This window comes from Algibacter lectus (genome assembly GCF_004368925.1).
In the GTDB taxonomy this organism is placed as follows: domain Bacteria; phylum Bacteroidota; class Bacteroidia; order Flavobacteriales; family Flavobacteriaceae; genus Algibacter; species Algibacter lectus.
Genome location: NZ_SORL01000011.1, coordinates 1 through 16,504, shown reverse-complemented (window position 1 = coordinate 16,504; position 16,504 = coordinate 1). Strand labels below are relative to the sequence as shown.

Sequence of the window (16,504 nt, the reverse complement as noted above, 5' to 3'; positions counted from 1 at the left end):
TGTAAACGGTAAACATTAAAAGCATAATGTTTTACCATTCGCGCTTTTTATTTAATTCCTCCAGAGCTGCTAAATCTTTTTGTGAAACTACTTTTAAGAAAGATGAATGTTGCTCTATAGCATATTCTATCTTTTCTACGATATCTGCATGCGTATCGTTTTCGTAATCTATTTCTAAAGGTTCTTTAATTTCAAAAGATTGAAATATATTTTTCTTCTTAATAAATAATCCTTTTTTATCAAACGATCTACGAAAACCATCGATAACGATTGGTACAACAATTGGTTTGTAACGTTTAATAATATGCGCTGTTCCTTTCCTGATAGGTTTAAAAGGTGTAGTTGTACCTTGTGGAAAGGTAATAACCCAACCATCGTCTAAAGCTTTCCCTATACTAGAAATATCGCTCATTTTAACCTGACGATTAACATCTTTACCTTCCGATCTCCAAGTACGCTCTATACTAATAGACCCCATGTAAGCTAATATTTTTGGTAATAAACCAGCTTTCATCGTTTCTTTGGCGGCTATATAATAAATGTTAAGTTTTGGATCCCAGATATAACCTATGTTTTTTATAGAATCTGTTCTTCCGCTTAAACTCGCATTAAACACATGAAACATCGCTACAACATCTGCAAAATAGGTTTGATGGTTTGATACAAATAGCACATTGGTACCAGGTAAATCTTTTATAATTTCAGAGCCTTCAATTTGAAGTTCATTAAAGCCACGAAACCTTCTATGTGTTATCACACCAAAGATTCTAATTAGCCATTTCTTTAAAAACAATATATGTCCGAACGGATTTCTTTTAAACAATCCCATAAATCACACGTCAAATTGATTAGTTAATATACTAAAATACAAATGTAACAATTCTAACAGATTACAAAAGCTGTTTTAATAAGTCTTTAATTTCGCTAAGCATCATTGCTGTTGCTCCCCAAACTACATGCCCGTTTAAATTAAATGCAGGCACCTCGACTTCAAGACTATACGAGGTTTTTACTGTTTTTTTAATGACTATTTTTTCATCTAAAAAATGTTGCAATTTTATTTCTATAATGGCCTCAACTTCATCATCTTGTTTAATAAAATCGGGTTGATTCTCCAAAACACCTATAAATGGATGGACATAAAAGTTACTTGGCGGAATATAAACCTCGGTTAATTCTCTAATAACCTTAATATTTTTGATAGGTACACCAACCTCTTCAAAAGTTTCGCGAACTGCTGCATCTTGCAACGATTTATCGATAGATTCTAACTTCCCACCGGGAAAAGCGACTTGCCCAGAATGCGCACCTTTGTAGACTTTCCGAAGTATTAAAACAAAGGTTGTTTCGTTTTCGTTATTAGGATAAAATAAAGCTAAAACACCTGCTTTTTTAGCATTTTTAATAGCGTCCTTCTGCTGCCTTAAAAGTTCTTGCCTAAAAGAAGGCACCATTTTAAACTGAGAAGCCTCGGCTGGTAGCGGTATATTTTTTATTTTTGAAATCGATTCTAAAAATTCATCAAAATTCATTGATATGCGTATAGGTTTGCTTTTGTGTTTCTTTTTTTTATTTCTGAATTGTGAAGATAAACAATCTAAGAAGAAAATAACAACAGAAACGGTAGTTACAAAAACGACTAAAAAGGATGCTAAACCTAAAAAAGAGGATACTTTTGAAAAGTTAGATTCCAAAAGTGCTATGGAGTTTTTTCTAGAATATGATAAACACCATAAAGAGAACAAAGTACGTATAACAACCGATTTTGGAAGTTTTGATATTTTACTCTATAATGAAACTAAATTTCACAGATCAAATTTTATTTTTTTAACAAAGCAAAAATATTTTGTAGATACACAGTTTTATCGTGTTATTGACAATTACATGGTGCAAGCCGGAAATAGCGATGATGTGAAAATTTCTAAAAAGCGAGGAAAAATAGGTAAATACTTGCTTCCGCCAGATACTAAACGTGGTTTTAAACATGATAGAGGCGTTATTTCGATGCCAAGTAGTGCCATTGAAAACCCACATAAACTAGCGTCGCCGTACGAGTTTTTTATTATTCAGCAACATGGCGGATCGCATTTTCTAGATGGCGATTATACTGTTTTCGGACATGTAACTCGTGGGATGGATGTTATTGATAAAATTGCAGCTGTAGAAACCGGTAAAGGCGATTGGCCTTTACAGAATATATATATTCGTGATTGTGAAATTATTGAATAGCCACTTGCTATTTCGCTCTTAATTTTAGTTCAAAAACAAAACACAAATAATACAGGAAGTACGATACCTATAATTGATAAAGGCTGCTTAATAGTATAATTTACTAGGCTGCTTTGGGTTAATTTATAATACCTTATTTCTAAACATAAAAACAGAATATAAAGCCACAAATAATAGTAAAACACATAATAGAGTGCAAACATCCCTGATTTATCAATCACTTTAAATGCCATAAATAGAATTACTGCTAAAATATTAACCACCCTAATAATTTTTGTTGTGGTGAATTTTTTAAATTCCTTATGGTTCTTCCTTTCCATTAAATTGTAATCAAGCTTTCCTTCAAAATATATCCTTTTTAAAGAGCCAAGAGAATAACTTTTATCAAGGCAAACAAATCTATTCTACAGGAAAATCGAAATAGGTTTTAGGAAATGGTTCCCATCGTAATGTAAAATGCCACCATTCTTTTGAGTAATTTCTAAAACCATGCTTAAGCATAACCTTTTGAAGTTTTTGTCGATTTTCTTTTTGTTTTTCTGATATGTGTGGATAATTTACCCATGAGGCTTCACCAAAAAAATCGTAAGGACTTCCCATATCTAGAATTTCTCCTGTACTCCCATCTACCAAAGTTAAATCTATAGTACTACCTCTACTATGCCCCGATTTGGTTGCTATATATCCGGCTTTAAATAATGTTCTTTTTTTAATTTTAGGATAAAAAATTGTTTTATTCACCGTATCATTTAAGTCACGGGCCCATCGCATAAAATGGTTTACACCTTGTTGCGGTCTATAACCATCGTACACTTTTAGGCACAAATTTTCATCTTCCAATTCTTCTTGTACTAAACGCAAGGCCTCTGCAGCCTGCTTAGTTAGAATTAAACGATTAGAGTTATAACCATCTACGGGTTGCCCAACAAAGTTATAATTGGTGTTATAGCGTAATTCTACATGCAAGTCTGGTATAACTTCTTTTACATAAACAAAACCCTCTGGTAATTGTGCAAATGAAACCACAGAAGAGAGTAAAACGAGATAAAGATATTTAAAATTCATAATAGCGAAGTTAGCTAAAATAATGTTTCACTAAAAATTAGGCATAAAAAAAACCGAGTTCCCTCAAACTCGGTTTTCTATCATTTGCTTTAGTATTATGAGGTTAGATTTGGGATTCCATTTCAACAACATAATGCAAATACTAATTAATTAATCCATTGATCTAAAAAATGTGTTATTTAGAACTGTTCAAATATATAATTTTGAAACGCAACAAAACGACTAAATACATATGAAATCGATGAAATACATTAAATTTTAACATTTATAGACGAAATATTTAAAATAACCGATGAAATACATGTTTTTTAATTCCGAGAAATCGAAAAACAAAACATTATAACACAAAAAAAGCACCCGAAAACGGATGCTTTTTTTCTAACTAACCAATCAAAATATGAGTTACAACTCTACAGTTTAAAGTAACCACTCAATAAACTTTTACATAAAGTGTAACGTTTAATCTAAAAGCAAACGGCGTGCCAAACTTTATACTTGTATCTTTTTTTTAGATAGTTTTAACTAAAATAATTCAATTATGGGCATTAGTATTTAAAATATAAAAGTGAGATATTTGCTTAACTAAAAAAAAGCATAATTATATATGAATAGAGTACTTGTATTATTACTAGTTTGTTTATTGGTTTCTTGCGGAGAAGAACAACACGATTTAACTGTTAAAGGCCATATTGATGGTTTAAAAAAAGGAACTGTTTATCTTAAAAAAGTAAAAGATTCTACACTTATTAATGTAGACTCTTTGGTTATAAGTGGAAATCCTAATTTTGAATTACATAGTACATTAGAATCTCCAGAGGTTTTCTTTTTATTTTTAGATAAAAACAGTAAGAGAGAAGATGGTATTTCGTTTTTTGCAGATAAAGGTATTACAGAAATAAACACATCTCTTAAAAACTTTATGTACGATGCTAAAATTACAGGGTCGGAACAACAAAAAGTAATGGAAGATTACAAAACCATGATTAGCCGATTTAACGATAGAAACTTAGATTTAATAAAAGAGAAGTTTGATGCTCAAATAGCTGGCGACACCACTAAGCTAAAGAGCTTAGAAAAGCAATATAGCACCATTTTAAAGCGTAGATATTTGTTTACGGTTAATTTTGCACTAAATAATAAAGATAGTGAGGTTGCGCCTTATTTAGCTTTAACCGAAATATACAATGCTAAAACAAGTTTATTAGATACTATTAACGTATCGCTAACCGATAAAGTAAAAGCATCTAAATACGGAAAGGAATTACAAAGATTTCTTGATGAGATTAAGGCTGTTGAAAAAGAGTAACGAAACTTACTTTTTAAACATAAAAAAAGACCTTTCAAATTTGAAAGGTCTTTTTTATTTTTAAGAGCCGATGGAGGGACTCGAACCCACGACCTGCTGATTACAAATCAGCTGCTCTAGCCAGCTGAGCTACATCGGCTTTTTTAACGAGTGCAAATATAGTATCTATATTTAGATATGCAACATAAATGTCAAAAAATTTATCCTAAATTGTTAATTTTTTCGATTAAAGCCAATCCTTTAGTTTCTAACTCTTGGTTAATTGCTTTAAAATGCGCTTTTGCGTTATCGTTTTTAGCGTTTACTTTAACTATCAATTCATCGAAAGTAGCTATTGCTTCATCAATAATTGCTTCACTTTGTTTAGTATCTTTATCTGTGTTTGCATATTCCCAAACATATACTGCTTCTATAATATCACCTAAAACATAATTAATGTCCTTTTTTAGGTTTCTAACATTTGCCATTTTAATTGCTTTTAAATTTTTTACAAAATTAAACATAAACTTCTAAACCGTTTACATTTTTAGTACTATTTTAATATTGCACTGCTATTACTGCACTAAAAGTTAGTTTTACTTCCGTTTTAAAAGAAGAAACTCTGTTTTATTTCCCAGAGTAGGTTACAAAATTGCGCGGTGTTTCATAGAGTGTAATCTCTAAAGCTAATTTATCATCTAGCTTCGGCTTTAGTTTATTGTAGATTACCACAGCAATATTCTCGGCTGTTGGATTTAAATCTTTAAACTCTGGAACTTCAAGGTTTAGATTTTTATGGTCGAGTTGATCTTCAACTTCTGCTTCTATAAGATCTTTTAAAACCTTCATATCCATTACAAAACCAGTTTCCTTATCTATTTCACCGGTAACACTAACTATAAGTTCGTAGTTGTGCCCATGAAAATTAGGGTTGTTGCATTTACCAAAAACGGCATCGTTTTTTTCAAAACTCCAATCTTTGCGATACAATCTGTGTGCCGCATTAAAATGTGCTTTTCTGTTAACTGTAACTTCCATATCAAGCTATATTTATATGCTCGTAAAATTTTTCAAAAATAATTTTAAACCATTCTGTATATTCTTCTGGATGTTTAGCCATATCAACTTTCACATCTTCCACAAGCATCCATTTCCAACTTTCAACCTCATCTGGGTTTATAACAGGTGCATCATTATAATGCCCTACCATGATATGATCGAATTCATGTTCTGTTAATCCATTATCAAAAGGAGCTTTATATATAAAGGATGTGGTTTCTTTTAACTCCGCTACAAAGCCCATTTCTTCTTGCAACCGTCTTTTACCTGCTTGTAAATTACTTTCACCATCGCGTTGATGGCTACAACATGTGTTAGTCCAAAGTCCAGGAGAATGATATTTAGTTAATGCACGTTGCTGTAACATCAACTCATTTTTATCGTTAAAAATAAATACAGAAAATGCACGATGCAAAACTGCTTTTTCATGAGCTTCCATTTTTGGCATTAAACCAATTTGCTCATCTTTTTCGTTTACTAAAACAACTTTTTCTTCAATCATAGAACACAAAAATACCAACTAATTTTTAAAATAAAGAATAATACCAATTTAAACGGAAGAAGCCTACCTGCCAATGTATACTTAAAATGAGGTTATAATGATAATTAGAAGGGGTTTATCTTTTTTAAAATTTAAAACCTTATAATAAATGTATTTTTACGGCTATATTTGCAATCGCTTTTCAACATAAATTTATGAGTTTTTTAAAAGAAATACAACGCAGACGAACTTTTGGTATTATCTCGCATCCCGATGCCGGTAAAACGACCTTAACAGAAAAATTACTTTTATTTGGTGGAGCCATCCAAGAAGCTGGTGCCGTAAAAAGTAATAAAATAAAGAAAGGAGCCACGAGTGATTTTATGGAAATTGAACGTCAGCGTGGAATTTCGGTAGCAACCTCTGTACTTGCTTTTGAGTACAATGGTATTAAAATTAATATTTTAGATACACCTGGTCACAAGGATTTTGCTGAGGATACATTTAGAACGCTTACTGCTGTAGATAGTGTTATTGTTGTTATTGATGTTGCAAAAGGTGTTGAGGAACAAACGGAAAAACTAGTTGAAGTTTGCCGTATGCGAAACATCCCGATGATTGTTTTTATTAATAAAATGGATCGTGAAGGTAAAGATGCCTTCGATTTATTAGATGAAGTTGAACAAAAACTAGGTTTAAAAGTAGCTCCTTTAAGTTTCCCAATTGGAATGGGTTACGATTTTAAAGGTATTTATAATATTTGGGAGAAAAACGTTAATTTATTTAGTGGTGATAGTAGAAAAGATATAGAAGAAACTATTGAAATTTCCGACTTAGCATCACCAGAATTAGATAAACTAGTAGGAGAAAAAGCAGCCAACACACTTCGTGAAGAGATTGAACTTGTTGAAGGTATTTATCCTGAGTTTGATAAAGAAACATACCTTAATGGTGAGCAGCAACCTGTGTTTTTTGGTTCTGCCTTAAATAATTTTGGAGTTCGCGAATTGCTAGATTGTTTTGTTGAAATTGCACCAAAACCGCGACCAAAACAAAGTGAAGAACGTTTAGTAAAACCTGATGAAGATAAATTTACTGGTTTTGTATTTAAAATACATGCCAATATGGATCCAAACCACAGAAACCGTTTAGCCTTTGTTAAAATTGTTTCGGGAGAGTTTAAACGTAACGCGCCTTATTTACACGTTCGCCATAATAAAAAAGTAAAATTTTCTAGTCCGAATGCCTTTTTTGCAGAAAAGAAAGAGATTGTAGACATCTCCTACCCTGGTGATATTGTAGGTTTGCAAGATACCGGAACTTTTAAAATTGGTGATACTTTAACAGAAGGTGAAATTTTAAACTATAAAGGTGTACCTAGTTTTTCTCCAGAACATTTTAGATATATTAATAATGCCGACCCATTAAAATCAAAACAACTTTTTAAAGGTATCGACCAATTAATGGACGAAGGTGTAGCACAATTATTTACTCTAGAACTAAACGGAAGAAAAGTAATTGGAACAGTTGGAGCACTTCAATATGAAGTTATTCAATACCGACTAGAACACGAGTATGGTGCTAAATGTACCTATGAGAATTTAAATGTTTTTAAAGCTTGCTGGGTTGAACCAGAAGATCCTAAAAACGATGAATACAAAGAGTTTGTGAGAGTGAAACAACGTTTTCTTGCAAAGGATAAACAAAACCAATTGGTGTTTTTAGCAGATTCGGCTTTCTCTTTACAGATGACACAACAGAAATATCCAAGTATTAAGTTTCATTTTGTTTCTGAATTCTCTTAAAATATAAAAAAGCCACTTTTTAAAAGTGGCTTTTTTTATGTTTTATATTTTGCTCTTATTTATCTAAGCAAGACTTTCCGTTTATACTAGTTACTATAAATTCACTACGTCTATTTTTATTATGTTCTTCTTCTGTACAAGTAGATCGATTATTAGAATCGCAATCACAATGGTTTATTAACTGAGATTCACCATAACCTTTAGCTGTTAATCTACTAGCCTCTATACCTTTACTTATTAAGTAGTTTTTAGTAGATTTAGCTCTATTGCTAGATAGTGTCTCGTTGTAAGCATTGGTACCTCTACAATCTGTATGACTACGTATATCAATTTTTAAAGTTGGATATTGATTCATTAAAACCAATACCTTTTGTAAATCGACTTCAGCATCGTATCTAATATTATACTTATCAAAATCGAAATAAACCACAGGAATATCTAAAATTTTAGCTAAATCTGCACATGGTGTAATGGCTTGGATATTAATTTCCAAATTCAGATTAATTACCATATCCTCTGTCCCCATTAAGGTTACAAAGTTCTTTTCGTCTCCTATATAATCTGTCTTTTCTGCACGAATTAAAAAGGGTTCATTACAAGTTAACTTAGAAAAACTATAAGCTCCTGCTTGATCGGCAATAACGGTTTCTATTTTATCTCCAGCTTTAGAATACAATGTTACCGTTGCCTCCGCTAGTAATTCTTGCGTATTTTTATCTAATACCGTTCCCGTTACAATTTGCTCACACTCTATCGCTTTAAAGCTGTAAATATCATCATCACCTTTTCCGCCTTCTCTGTTTGATGTGAAGAAACCTTCTTTAGTTCCTAAATTTTCATAATAACCAAAATCGTCTTTAGAACTATTTATTGGCTTTCCTACATTTTCAACAATTAAAGGTTGATTACTTTCACGCTTATTTTCAAAATCTCTAACTACATAAACATCTAAACCTCCTAAACCTGAAAGTCCGTTTGATGAAAAATACAAATCACCTATTTCATTTATAAAAGGAAACGTTTCTTGAGCCTCTGTATTTATAGAAGCACCTAAATTTTCAGGATCACCTAAAGTACCATCCTCTAGAATATCTACTTCATATAAATCGGATTGACCAATAGTTCCTGGCATATCGGAAGCAAAGTACATTTTAGTTCCTCTTACATTAATGGCCGGGTGTGCTACACTATAATCACTACTATTAAAATGAACAGATTCTACATTACTCCAATCTCCATTTATGTTTTTTGTAGCTTTAAATATTTTTAACCTATTTACACCTTCATCATCTTTTTTATAGCGCTTTTTATAATAATTATTTCTTGTAAAATACATAACCTCATCATCTGGAGTAAAAGCAGCTGTAGACTCGTGGTACTTTGTATTAATATATTCATTAAAGGCTACCACGTTTTTATAAGTGCCATCGGCTTGTTTTGTTGCTTTGTATAAATCTAGGTAAGGTTGCTTGTTCCATTGGTATATTTTGTCTCCTAATCTTGAAGAAGCAAATATTAATTCATCTTTATATTGATTGGTTCCAAAATCTGATTTTTCAGTATTCAAATCCAGATTTACAACTTGCAAGTCTCTACTTAGCGATAAAATAGACTCTAAATAATCTTTTTTACTAGCAAAAGCTTTCCCTCTTAAATCATCTTTATTAGCCTCATAAAATTTTTGCATCCAAGCATCAGACTCTTCATAAGATTCTGTTGCTTTTAATGCTTGAGCGTACCTAAAGTAGTATTCACTATCTAAAGCGGTCTCTCCAACTTCTTCAAAAAGTTTGCCGTACCATTTGGCGGCTTCTTTCATTTCGTTATTAAAATATAATGAATTGGATAATTTTTGTAATAAGCTAACCGAAGTGTAACCATTATTGGCTACTTCAAGTAAAATATCACTTGTTTTTGCGTACGAAAAATTATCGTAAGCTTTATTTGCTTTTTGATAATCGGCCTTTTGCGAATAACTTAGTACTGCACTTAGACTTAAAAATATAGTTAATATGTGTATTTTCATTTTCATAAGGTTAGGCTTTAAAAGAATCTTGGGGATAATAAACGTCCTGCTTTGCGTAATTCAAAACGTAACATAATTTCGTGAGAACCACTATTGTAGTTATTTAAACCAGTGGTTGTTAAATCGTATGCATAACCTACATATAAACCATCTGATATTTGAAAACCAGTAAGTAAACTTACAGAATCGTCCCAACGCCATGCTAAACCAAGCGTTAATTTTTCTCTATATAATCCATTTAATGATATATCGCCAATTACCGGTGCTCCAGAAACGGCTTTTATAAATGCTGAAGGTTTCAGTTTTAAATCATTATTAATATCGAATACATAACCTGTAATGGCATAAAAATTTATACGCTCTGTAGCTATCGATTCTATAAAATCATCGTAATGATCTGTGGTTAATAAATTAGGTGCAGAAACTCCTAAATACCATTCTCTATTACTAACGTATACACCAACACCAACAGTAGGTGATAATCTACTAATAGGCTCATTAAAAAGAGGATCGGTGGTTTGATACTTACCTTTACTCCAATCTGTACTTAATTGATGAAGCCCTGCTTTAACCCCAAATGATAAGGTAGTATAATCGTAATCTAAAGGTATGCTATAACTTAAATTGGCATCGATATATGTTTCTTCGGCTGGCCCTAAAGCATCATTTACTACAGATAATCCTAAACCAATACGCTCGTTTCTTAAAGGTGCATGAATACCTAAAGTTTGCGTTTTTGGAGCACCATCGATCCCAACCCATTGTGTTCTATATAAACCGGTTATACTTAAAACCTCTCTTTGCCCTGCGTATGCCGGATTGATACTCATAGTATTATACATATATTGAGTATACTGCGGATCTTGCTGTGCAACGGCATCTAAACTACTAAATATGACTAAGCACATTAATAATAGAAAAGACTGTGTATTTAATTTGAATTCTTTCATTTTTATAAATTCTATTTCTTAAAGATAATATTATCTGTTAATATATAACCATCCTACTTTAGGTTTCAAACCGTTTCCTAAGTCTAAAACATAATAATATGTTCCTACTGGAAGTTTTTCTGATTGCAGTACTGTACTTCTACCATCGGAAGTTCCATCCCATTCGTTACTGCTACTATAGCCTTTTTTCTTGTAAACTACATTCCCCCAACGGTTATAAACTTCTAAACTGTTATTTGGGTAATTATCTATACAATTAATAACTAGAGTATCTCCATAGCCATCTCCATTAGGTGAAAACTCGTTTATAACAGATACACAACCAAGCTCTGTAACTGTGGCATCTTCTTCTAAATCGCCATCAAAATCATCACCATCATCACTTATATCGGCAACAATTTGATTGTTAGCAGTTTTCCCTGATACAGAAACACTATTGCTAACGCCTCCTGCGTTTAAAGCTTGCTCGTTAATTGTAAATGTAGCAGTGTAAGTTGCTATTTCTCCAATTAACAAGGTACCTTCTGGACTGCCTAAATCGGCACTATCAAAAGTTGGCTCACTAGTTAATGTTAGTGTTTCATCATTTGCATCTAAGAACGTATCTATTAAAGCAATCTCTGTTAAATCGTAATCTCCAGTATTTTCAACGTAAATAGAATACCTAATTTGTTCTCCTAAATTTGTTCCTGCTGCATCTGCTATTTTAGTGACAGTTATTTCTGCAACGCACCCAGTTGATATTGGACTACATGGATTTGTTTCATCTGAAATCCCCGTTGGAATTGCTTCCGTACTTGGGTCATCGATTCCTGTTGTTTCTTCACAATCGGTAAAACCATCACCATCTGTATCAACAGAACTTGTACATGTTGCTTCATTCACTGTTACCGATACAGTTGCTGTATCACAACTTTGTGCTGTTTCGTTATCACAAACCGTATAGTTAAATGAATCTGTACCATTAAATCCTGAATCTGGCGTATATGTTACAACATCATCACTCGGATCATTTGGTGTTCCGTTTGGATCGGTGATTACTACTGTTCCATTTGCAGGATCTGTAGTTACTAATGTCCCTATTGTTGGAACGTAAGTATCATTTTCATAAACATCGACCACTAAAGGTGCATCTTCTTCTGTTTCTACTGTATCTGGTTCTACATCTACAGGTGTAACCGTTGATGTATTTACCGTAATGGTTACAGTTGCCGTATCACAATTACCAGGAACAGCAACTTCACAAATTGTATAAGTTACAGTGTATGTTCCAGGTGTTGTATTAGGAGCAACATCTACACTTCCGTCCGCATTTACTGTTAATGGTCCGTTGGTGTTTGGTGTTACCGAAATATCATTAACATCTACAGCTACTCCGTTTAAAGTATCATTATTTAAAAGATCTGTATATGTAATTCCTGCACTACCTTCTGTTACTGTAGCCGTGTAATTATCTTCTATGGCATCGATAGGTGTTGCTTCAACTATAATAGTTACTGTTGAAGTGTCACAATTTGAAGGATTTAGATTCTCACAAATTGTATATGAGACAACATAAGTACCTGCAATAGAACCTGAAGGCACAATTACATTACCATTAGCATCTATTGAAACACCATTTAACCCATCATTACTATCTAAAGTAATTGTGATATCTGTATCCAAAACAGGATCCCCGTTTAAAGTATCATTGCTAGTAACATCACCAACATTTCCTCCTGTAGTTCCGTTTATTGGAGTTGTACTAAAATCATCAACCATCGCATCGATTACTGCCGGTTCAACTACTACGGTTACTGTTGTAGTATCACAATTAGTTGGGTTTAAATTTTCACAAATAGTATATGTAATATCATAACTACCTGCAAGTGTTCCTGCTGGAACGTTTACAAGTCCATTAATATCGATACTAGCTCCTACTAAACCATCATTATCATTAAGTGTAATAGAAATATTAGCATCTGTTACAGGGTTTCCATTAAGTGTATCATTCAAAGTAACATCCCCTACAACACCTCCATCAATACCGTTAATTGGTGTTGCTGTGAAATCATCAACTATTGCATCTATAACCGCTTCTCCTACAACCACAATAGCTGTAGTTGTATCACAATTAGTCGGGTTTAAATTTTCACAAATAGTATATGTTATGGTATACGTTCCTGAAGTTGAACTTGGAGGCACAATTATACTTCCATCATTATTAATAGCAACTCCAATTAATCCGCCATTATCATCTAAAGTAATATCAATTGAATTATCATCTACAAGAACTCCATTTAATGTATCATTTAATGTGACATCTCCAGCTGTTCCTCCTGTTTGCCCATCAATTGTGGTTGCACTAAAATCATCACTAATAGCATCAATATTTGCAGCTCCAACAACAATAGTTACTGTTGCTATATCACAATTTGAAGGATTTAGCACTTCGCAGATTTGATATTCTAAAACGTAAGTTCCTGCCGTAGTGTTGGCTGGAACATTTATAGTTCCGTCTGTATTTATTGTTGCTCCATTTAACCCTGCGATATCTGTTAACGACACTACAACATCATTATTTGCAAAAGGATTTGCGTTAATAGTATCTCCTCCGAATACAGAAGCGGTAATACCTCCAGTTAATCCGTTAACTGGCACTGCCGTAAAATCGTCATTAACAGCTTCAATAACTGGAGCTTCAACAACAATAGAAATCACAGCATTATCACAGTTTCCTGAATTTATGTTTTCGCAGATTTGATAAATCACACTGTAAGTTCCTGCTGCAGTTCCAACAGGCACAGTGATATCTCCATTGGCATCAATTATAATCCCTGTTAATCCACCATCATTAATTATTGCTATAGTTACTTCTGAAGCTAATACAGCATTACTTTCTAGTGTATCATTCAATAAAATATTTCCTGGCGCTCCACCTTCAGAACCATTAATTGGTAATGCAGTAAAGTCGTCATTTATAGCATCTATTGTTCCTGCTCCAACTTCTAAAACTGCAGTTGCCGTATCACAGTTTGTTGGATTTATAACATCACAAATTTGATAGGTTATAGTGTACGTTCCTGCAGAAGTTCCTGCCGGAACCTCGACAACTCCATTTGCTCCTATAGCAACACCTGTTAATCCACCATCTGAAGTTAATGTGACATTAACTTCACTTGATGTTATTGGATCTCCATTTAGTGTATCATTACCAAGCACATTTCCAACAGCTCCACCATTTGTCCCGTTTACCGGACTTGCAGTAAAATCATCAACAACAGCATCAATTATTGGTAAATCAATTACAATTATAGCAGTTGCTGTATCACAGTTTGAAGTGTTTAAAACTTCGCAAATTTGATATTCAACATTATAAGTGCCTCCTACTGAATCCTCAGGAACATTAATGGTTCCATCATTATTAATGGTTACTCCCGTTAATCCGCCATCATCAAATATACTCGAAGTTACTGCTGTATTAACAAAAGGATCACCATTTAAAGTATCATTTGTATATACTGAAGTAGTTGTTCCTCCATCTAAACCGTTAAAAGATGTTGCTGTAAAATCATTATTAACAGCATCAATAATAGCTGCACTAACTAATACGGTAACATTTGCAGAATCACAGTTTGTTGGATTAAGGTTCTCGCAAATAGTGTATTCTATTGTATAAGTCCCTTCAGGTGTATTTGGCGGAATAATTAAATTTCCATCGGCGTCAATACTCGCACTTGGTATACCACCATTATCAGTAATAAATATTTTTCCATCATCGATAGGATCTCCGTTTAATGTATCGTTTAATGTAACATCTCCAGCAATACCACCTTCTAGTCCATTTATAAGGTTTGAAGTGAAATCATCATCAGTAGCTCCAATTGTTGCGGGCTCAACTACAACTGTAACCGTAGTAGTATCGCAATTACTTGAATTTAAATTCTCGCAAATAGTATAAGTCAACACATAAGATCCAGCAGGTGTACCAGCAGGCACATTTACCTCGCCTGTAGCACTAATACTAGTGCCTACTAAACCACCATTATCATCTAATGTAATTGTTATTTGAGAATCTGTAACCACAACACCGTCTAAAGTATCATTGAGAGTAACATCGCCTACTATTCCTCCATCATATCCATTTATCGGCGTTACGCTAAAATCATCAATTATAGCATCAATAACTGCTTCTTCAACAACAATTATTGCTTTTGTAGTATCACAGTTCGTCGCAACCGCTATTTCACAAATAGTATAAGTTATTGTATATGTTCCTGAAGTCGTTCCTGCTGGTACGATTACATTTCCATTGGCATCAATACTTACGCCTATAAGTCCCCCATTACTATCTAAGGTTATATTAATTTCTGAATCATTTACCGCAACTCCATTTAAAGTATCGTTAGCAGTAACATCACCAGCAGTTCCTCCTGTTTTTCCATTTATAGGAGTTGCTGTGAAGTCATTTATAACAGCATTGATAGTTCCACCAACTTCAATATCTACAGTTGTGGTATCACAGTTACTTGGTACTGCTTTTTCACAAATAGTATAGGTTAAGCTGTAGTTTCCTGAATCGGCGCCTGCTGGTACAATTACGTTTCCATTAGCATCGATGGTGACTCCGGTTAATCCGCCATCATTATCTAAAGTGATGTTGATTAAGGTATCATCTACTGCTGCTCCGTTTAAGGTATCGTTGGCTGTAACATCGCCTGCCGTTCCTCCAACAACACCATCTACTGGTGCGGCTGTGAAATCGTTGATTGCAGCATCGATTGTGCCATCGACTACGATATCTACGGTTGTGGTATCACAGTTACTTGGTACTGCAATTTCACAAATCGTGTAGGTTAAGGTGTAGTTTCCTGAATCGGCGCCTGCTGGTACAATAACATTACCGTTAGCATCGATGGTTACCCCGCTTAATCCACCATCATTATCTAAAGTGATGTTGATTAAGGTATCATCTACTGCCGCTCCGTTTAAGGTATCGTTGGCTGTAACATCGCCTGCCGTTCCTCCAACAACGCCATCTACTGGTGCCGCTGTGAAGTCGTTGATAACAGCATCGATTGTTCCGTCTACTACGATATCTACGGTTGTGGTATCACAGTTACTTGGTACTGCTTTTTCACAAATAGTATAGGTTAAGGTGTAGTTTCCTGAATCGGCGCCTGCTGGTACAATTACGTTTCCATTAGCATCGATAGTGACTCCGGTTAATCCACCGTCATTATCTAAAGTGATGTTGATTAAGGTATCATCTACTACTGCTCCGTTTAAGGTATCGTTGGCTGTAACATCGCCTGCGGTTCCTCCAACAACGCCATCTACTGGTGTGGCTGTGAAATCGTTGATTACAGCATCGATGGTGCCATCGACTACGATATCTACGGTTGTGGTATCACAGTTACTTGGTACTGCAATTTCACAAATAGTATAGGTTAAGGTGTAGTTTCCTGAATCTGAACCTACTGGTACAATTACGTTTCCGTTAGCATCGATGGTTACTCCGGTTAATCCGCCATCATTATCTAAAGTGATGTTGATTAAGGTATCATCTACTGCTGCTCCGTTTAAGGTATCGTTTGTGGTAACATCGCCTGCGGTTCCGCCTGT

General features: G+C 33.8%; 12 protein-coding genes and 1 tRNA gene. 3 read left to right on the top strand and 10 right to left on the bottom strand.

All coding sequences use genetic code 11. The features are described 5' to 3' along the window. Positions 1-31: 31 nt before the first annotated feature. Positions 32-829, bottom strand: coding sequence for a lysophospholipid acyltransferase family protein (locus DFQ06_RS15225; protein WP_042497856.1), 798 nt, complete (start codon positions 827-829; stop codon positions 32-34). A gap of 61 nt (positions 830-890) precedes the next feature. After that, a complete protein-coding gene (locus DFQ06_RS15220) occupies positions 891-1,532 on the bottom strand; it encodes an NUDIX hydrolase (protein WP_042506232.1) in 642 nt (213 codons plus the stop codon). A gap of 4 nt (positions 1,533-1,536) precedes the next feature. On the opposite strand from DFQ06_RS15220, the gene DFQ06_RS15215 reads away from it, so the two are divergent. Further along, complete coding sequence (locus DFQ06_RS15215) at positions 1,537-2,229, top strand: peptidylprolyl isomerase (protein ID WP_042506235.1); 693 nt, start codon at positions 1,537-1,539, stop codon at positions 2,227-2,229. Between the two features lie 399 nt (positions 2,230-2,628). Here the strand turns inward: DFQ06_RS15215 and DFQ06_RS15210 are convergent, their stop codons facing one another. Then, positions 2,629-3,294, bottom strand: a complete 666-nt coding sequence (locus DFQ06_RS15210; protein WP_083415805.1) for a M15 family metallopeptidase — start codon at positions 3,292-3,294, stop codon at positions 2,629-2,631. A 604-nt stretch (positions 3,295-3,898) separates the two neighbouring features. Between DFQ06_RS15210 and DFQ06_RS15205 the strand changes: the two genes are divergently transcribed. Beyond that, positions 3,899-4,600 carry a DUF4369 domain-containing protein gene (locus DFQ06_RS15205; RefSeq protein WP_042497845.1) on the top strand — a complete coding sequence of 234 codons (702 nt, stop codon included), beginning with the start codon at positions 3,899-3,901 and terminating at the stop codon, positions 4,598-4,600. A gap of 65 nt (positions 4,601-4,665) precedes the next feature. Here DFQ06_RS15205 and DFQ06_RS15200 read toward each other — a convergent pair. From DFQ06_RS15200 to idi, 4 genes are all read right to left on the bottom strand, one after another. Continuing rightward, a tRNA-Thr gene (locus DFQ06_RS15200) sits at positions 4,666-4,739 on the bottom strand. A gap of 61 nt (positions 4,740-4,800) precedes the next feature. Continuing rightward, entirely contained in the window at positions 4,801-5,067 is a 267-nt protein-coding gene (locus tag DFQ06_RS15195; RefSeq protein ID WP_042498109.1) for a hypothetical protein, read from the bottom strand. Positions 5,068-5,206: 139 nt separating this feature from the next. Further along, positions 5,207-5,617, bottom strand: a complete 411-nt coding sequence (locus DFQ06_RS15190; protein WP_042506240.1) for a 6-pyruvoyl trahydropterin synthase family protein — start codon at positions 5,615-5,617, stop codon at positions 5,207-5,209. Position 5,618: 1 nt separating this feature from the next. Next, positions 5,619-6,140 (bottom strand): isopentenyl-diphosphate Delta-isomerase, encoded by a 522-nt coding sequence (idi, locus tag DFQ06_RS15185; RefSeq protein WP_042497843.1) that lies wholly within the window; start codon positions 6,138-6,140, stop codon positions 5,619-5,621. A gap of 194 nt (positions 6,141-6,334) precedes the next feature. Between idi and DFQ06_RS15180 the strand changes: the two genes are divergently transcribed. Next, on the top strand, positions 6,335-7,924 hold the full coding sequence (locus DFQ06_RS15180; RefSeq protein ID WP_042497841.1) for a peptide chain release factor 3: 1,590 nt from the start codon (positions 6,335-6,337) through the stop codon (positions 7,922-7,924). A gap of 55 nt (positions 7,925-7,979) precedes the next feature. Here DFQ06_RS15180 and DFQ06_RS15175 read toward each other — a convergent pair whose 3' ends face one another. The 3 genes from DFQ06_RS15175 to DFQ06_RS15165 form a co-directional block, all read right to left on the bottom strand. Further along, positions 7,980-9,950 (bottom strand): OmpA family protein, encoded by a 1,971-nt coding sequence (locus DFQ06_RS15175; protein ID WP_235833560.1) that lies wholly within the window; start codon positions 9,948-9,950, stop codon positions 7,980-7,982. A gap of 17 nt (positions 9,951-9,967) precedes the next feature. Next, on the bottom strand, positions 9,968-10,900 hold the full coding sequence (locus tag DFQ06_RS15170; protein WP_133968633.1) for a PorP/SprF family type IX secretion system membrane protein: 933 nt from the start codon (positions 10,898-10,900) through the stop codon (positions 9,968-9,970). Positions 10,901-10,930: 30 nt separating this feature from the next. Further along, the coding region (locus DFQ06_RS15165) for an Ig-like domain-containing protein (RefSeq protein WP_133968631.1) at positions 10,931-16,504 on the bottom strand (5,574 nt) is incomplete at its 5' end.

What these genes read in the sequence shown, in the direction of transcription:
- DFQ06_RS15215 (WP_042506235.1), top strand. Translation starts at nt 1,537, where the DNA reads ATGCGTATAGGTTTGCTTTTGTGTTTCTTTTTTTTATTTCTGAATTGT.
- DFQ06_RS15220 (WP_042506232.1), bottom strand. Translation starts at nt 1,532, where the DNA reads ATGAATTTTGATGAATTTTTAGAATCGATTTCAAAAATAAAAAATATA.
- DFQ06_RS15195 (WP_042498109.1), bottom strand. Translation starts at nt 5,067, where the DNA reads ATGGCAAATGTTAGAAACCTAAAAAAGGACATTAATTATGTTTTAGGT.
- DFQ06_RS15225 (WP_042497856.1), bottom strand. Translation starts at nt 829, where the DNA reads ATGGGATTGTTTAAAAGAAATCCGTTCGGACATATATTGTTTTTAAAG.
- idi (WP_042497843.1), bottom strand. Translation starts at nt 6,140, where the DNA reads ATGATTGAAGAAAAAGTTGTTTTAGTAAACGAAAAAGATGAGCAAATT.
- DFQ06_RS15175 (WP_235833560.1), bottom strand. Translation starts at nt 9,950, where the DNA reads ATGAAAATACACATATTAACTATATTTTTAAGTCTAAGTGCAGTACTA.
- DFQ06_RS15210 (WP_083415805.1), bottom strand. Translation starts at nt 3,294, where the DNA reads ATGAATTTTAAATATCTTTATCTCGTTTTACTCTCTTCTGTGGTTTCA.
- DFQ06_RS15180 (WP_042497841.1), top strand. Translation starts at nt 6,335, where the DNA reads ATGAGTTTTTTAAAAGAAATACAACGCAGACGAACTTTTGGTATTATC.
- DFQ06_RS15170 (WP_133968633.1), bottom strand. Translation starts at nt 10,900, where the DNA reads ATGAAAGAATTCAAATTAAATACACAGTCTTTTCTATTATTAATGTGC.
- DFQ06_RS15190 (WP_042506240.1), bottom strand. Translation starts at nt 5,617, where the DNA reads ATGGAAGTTACAGTTAACAGAAAAGCACATTTTAATGCGGCACACAGA.
- DFQ06_RS15205 (WP_042497845.1), top strand. Translation starts at nt 3,899, where the DNA reads ATGAATAGAGTACTTGTATTATTACTAGTTTGTTTATTGGTTTCTTGC.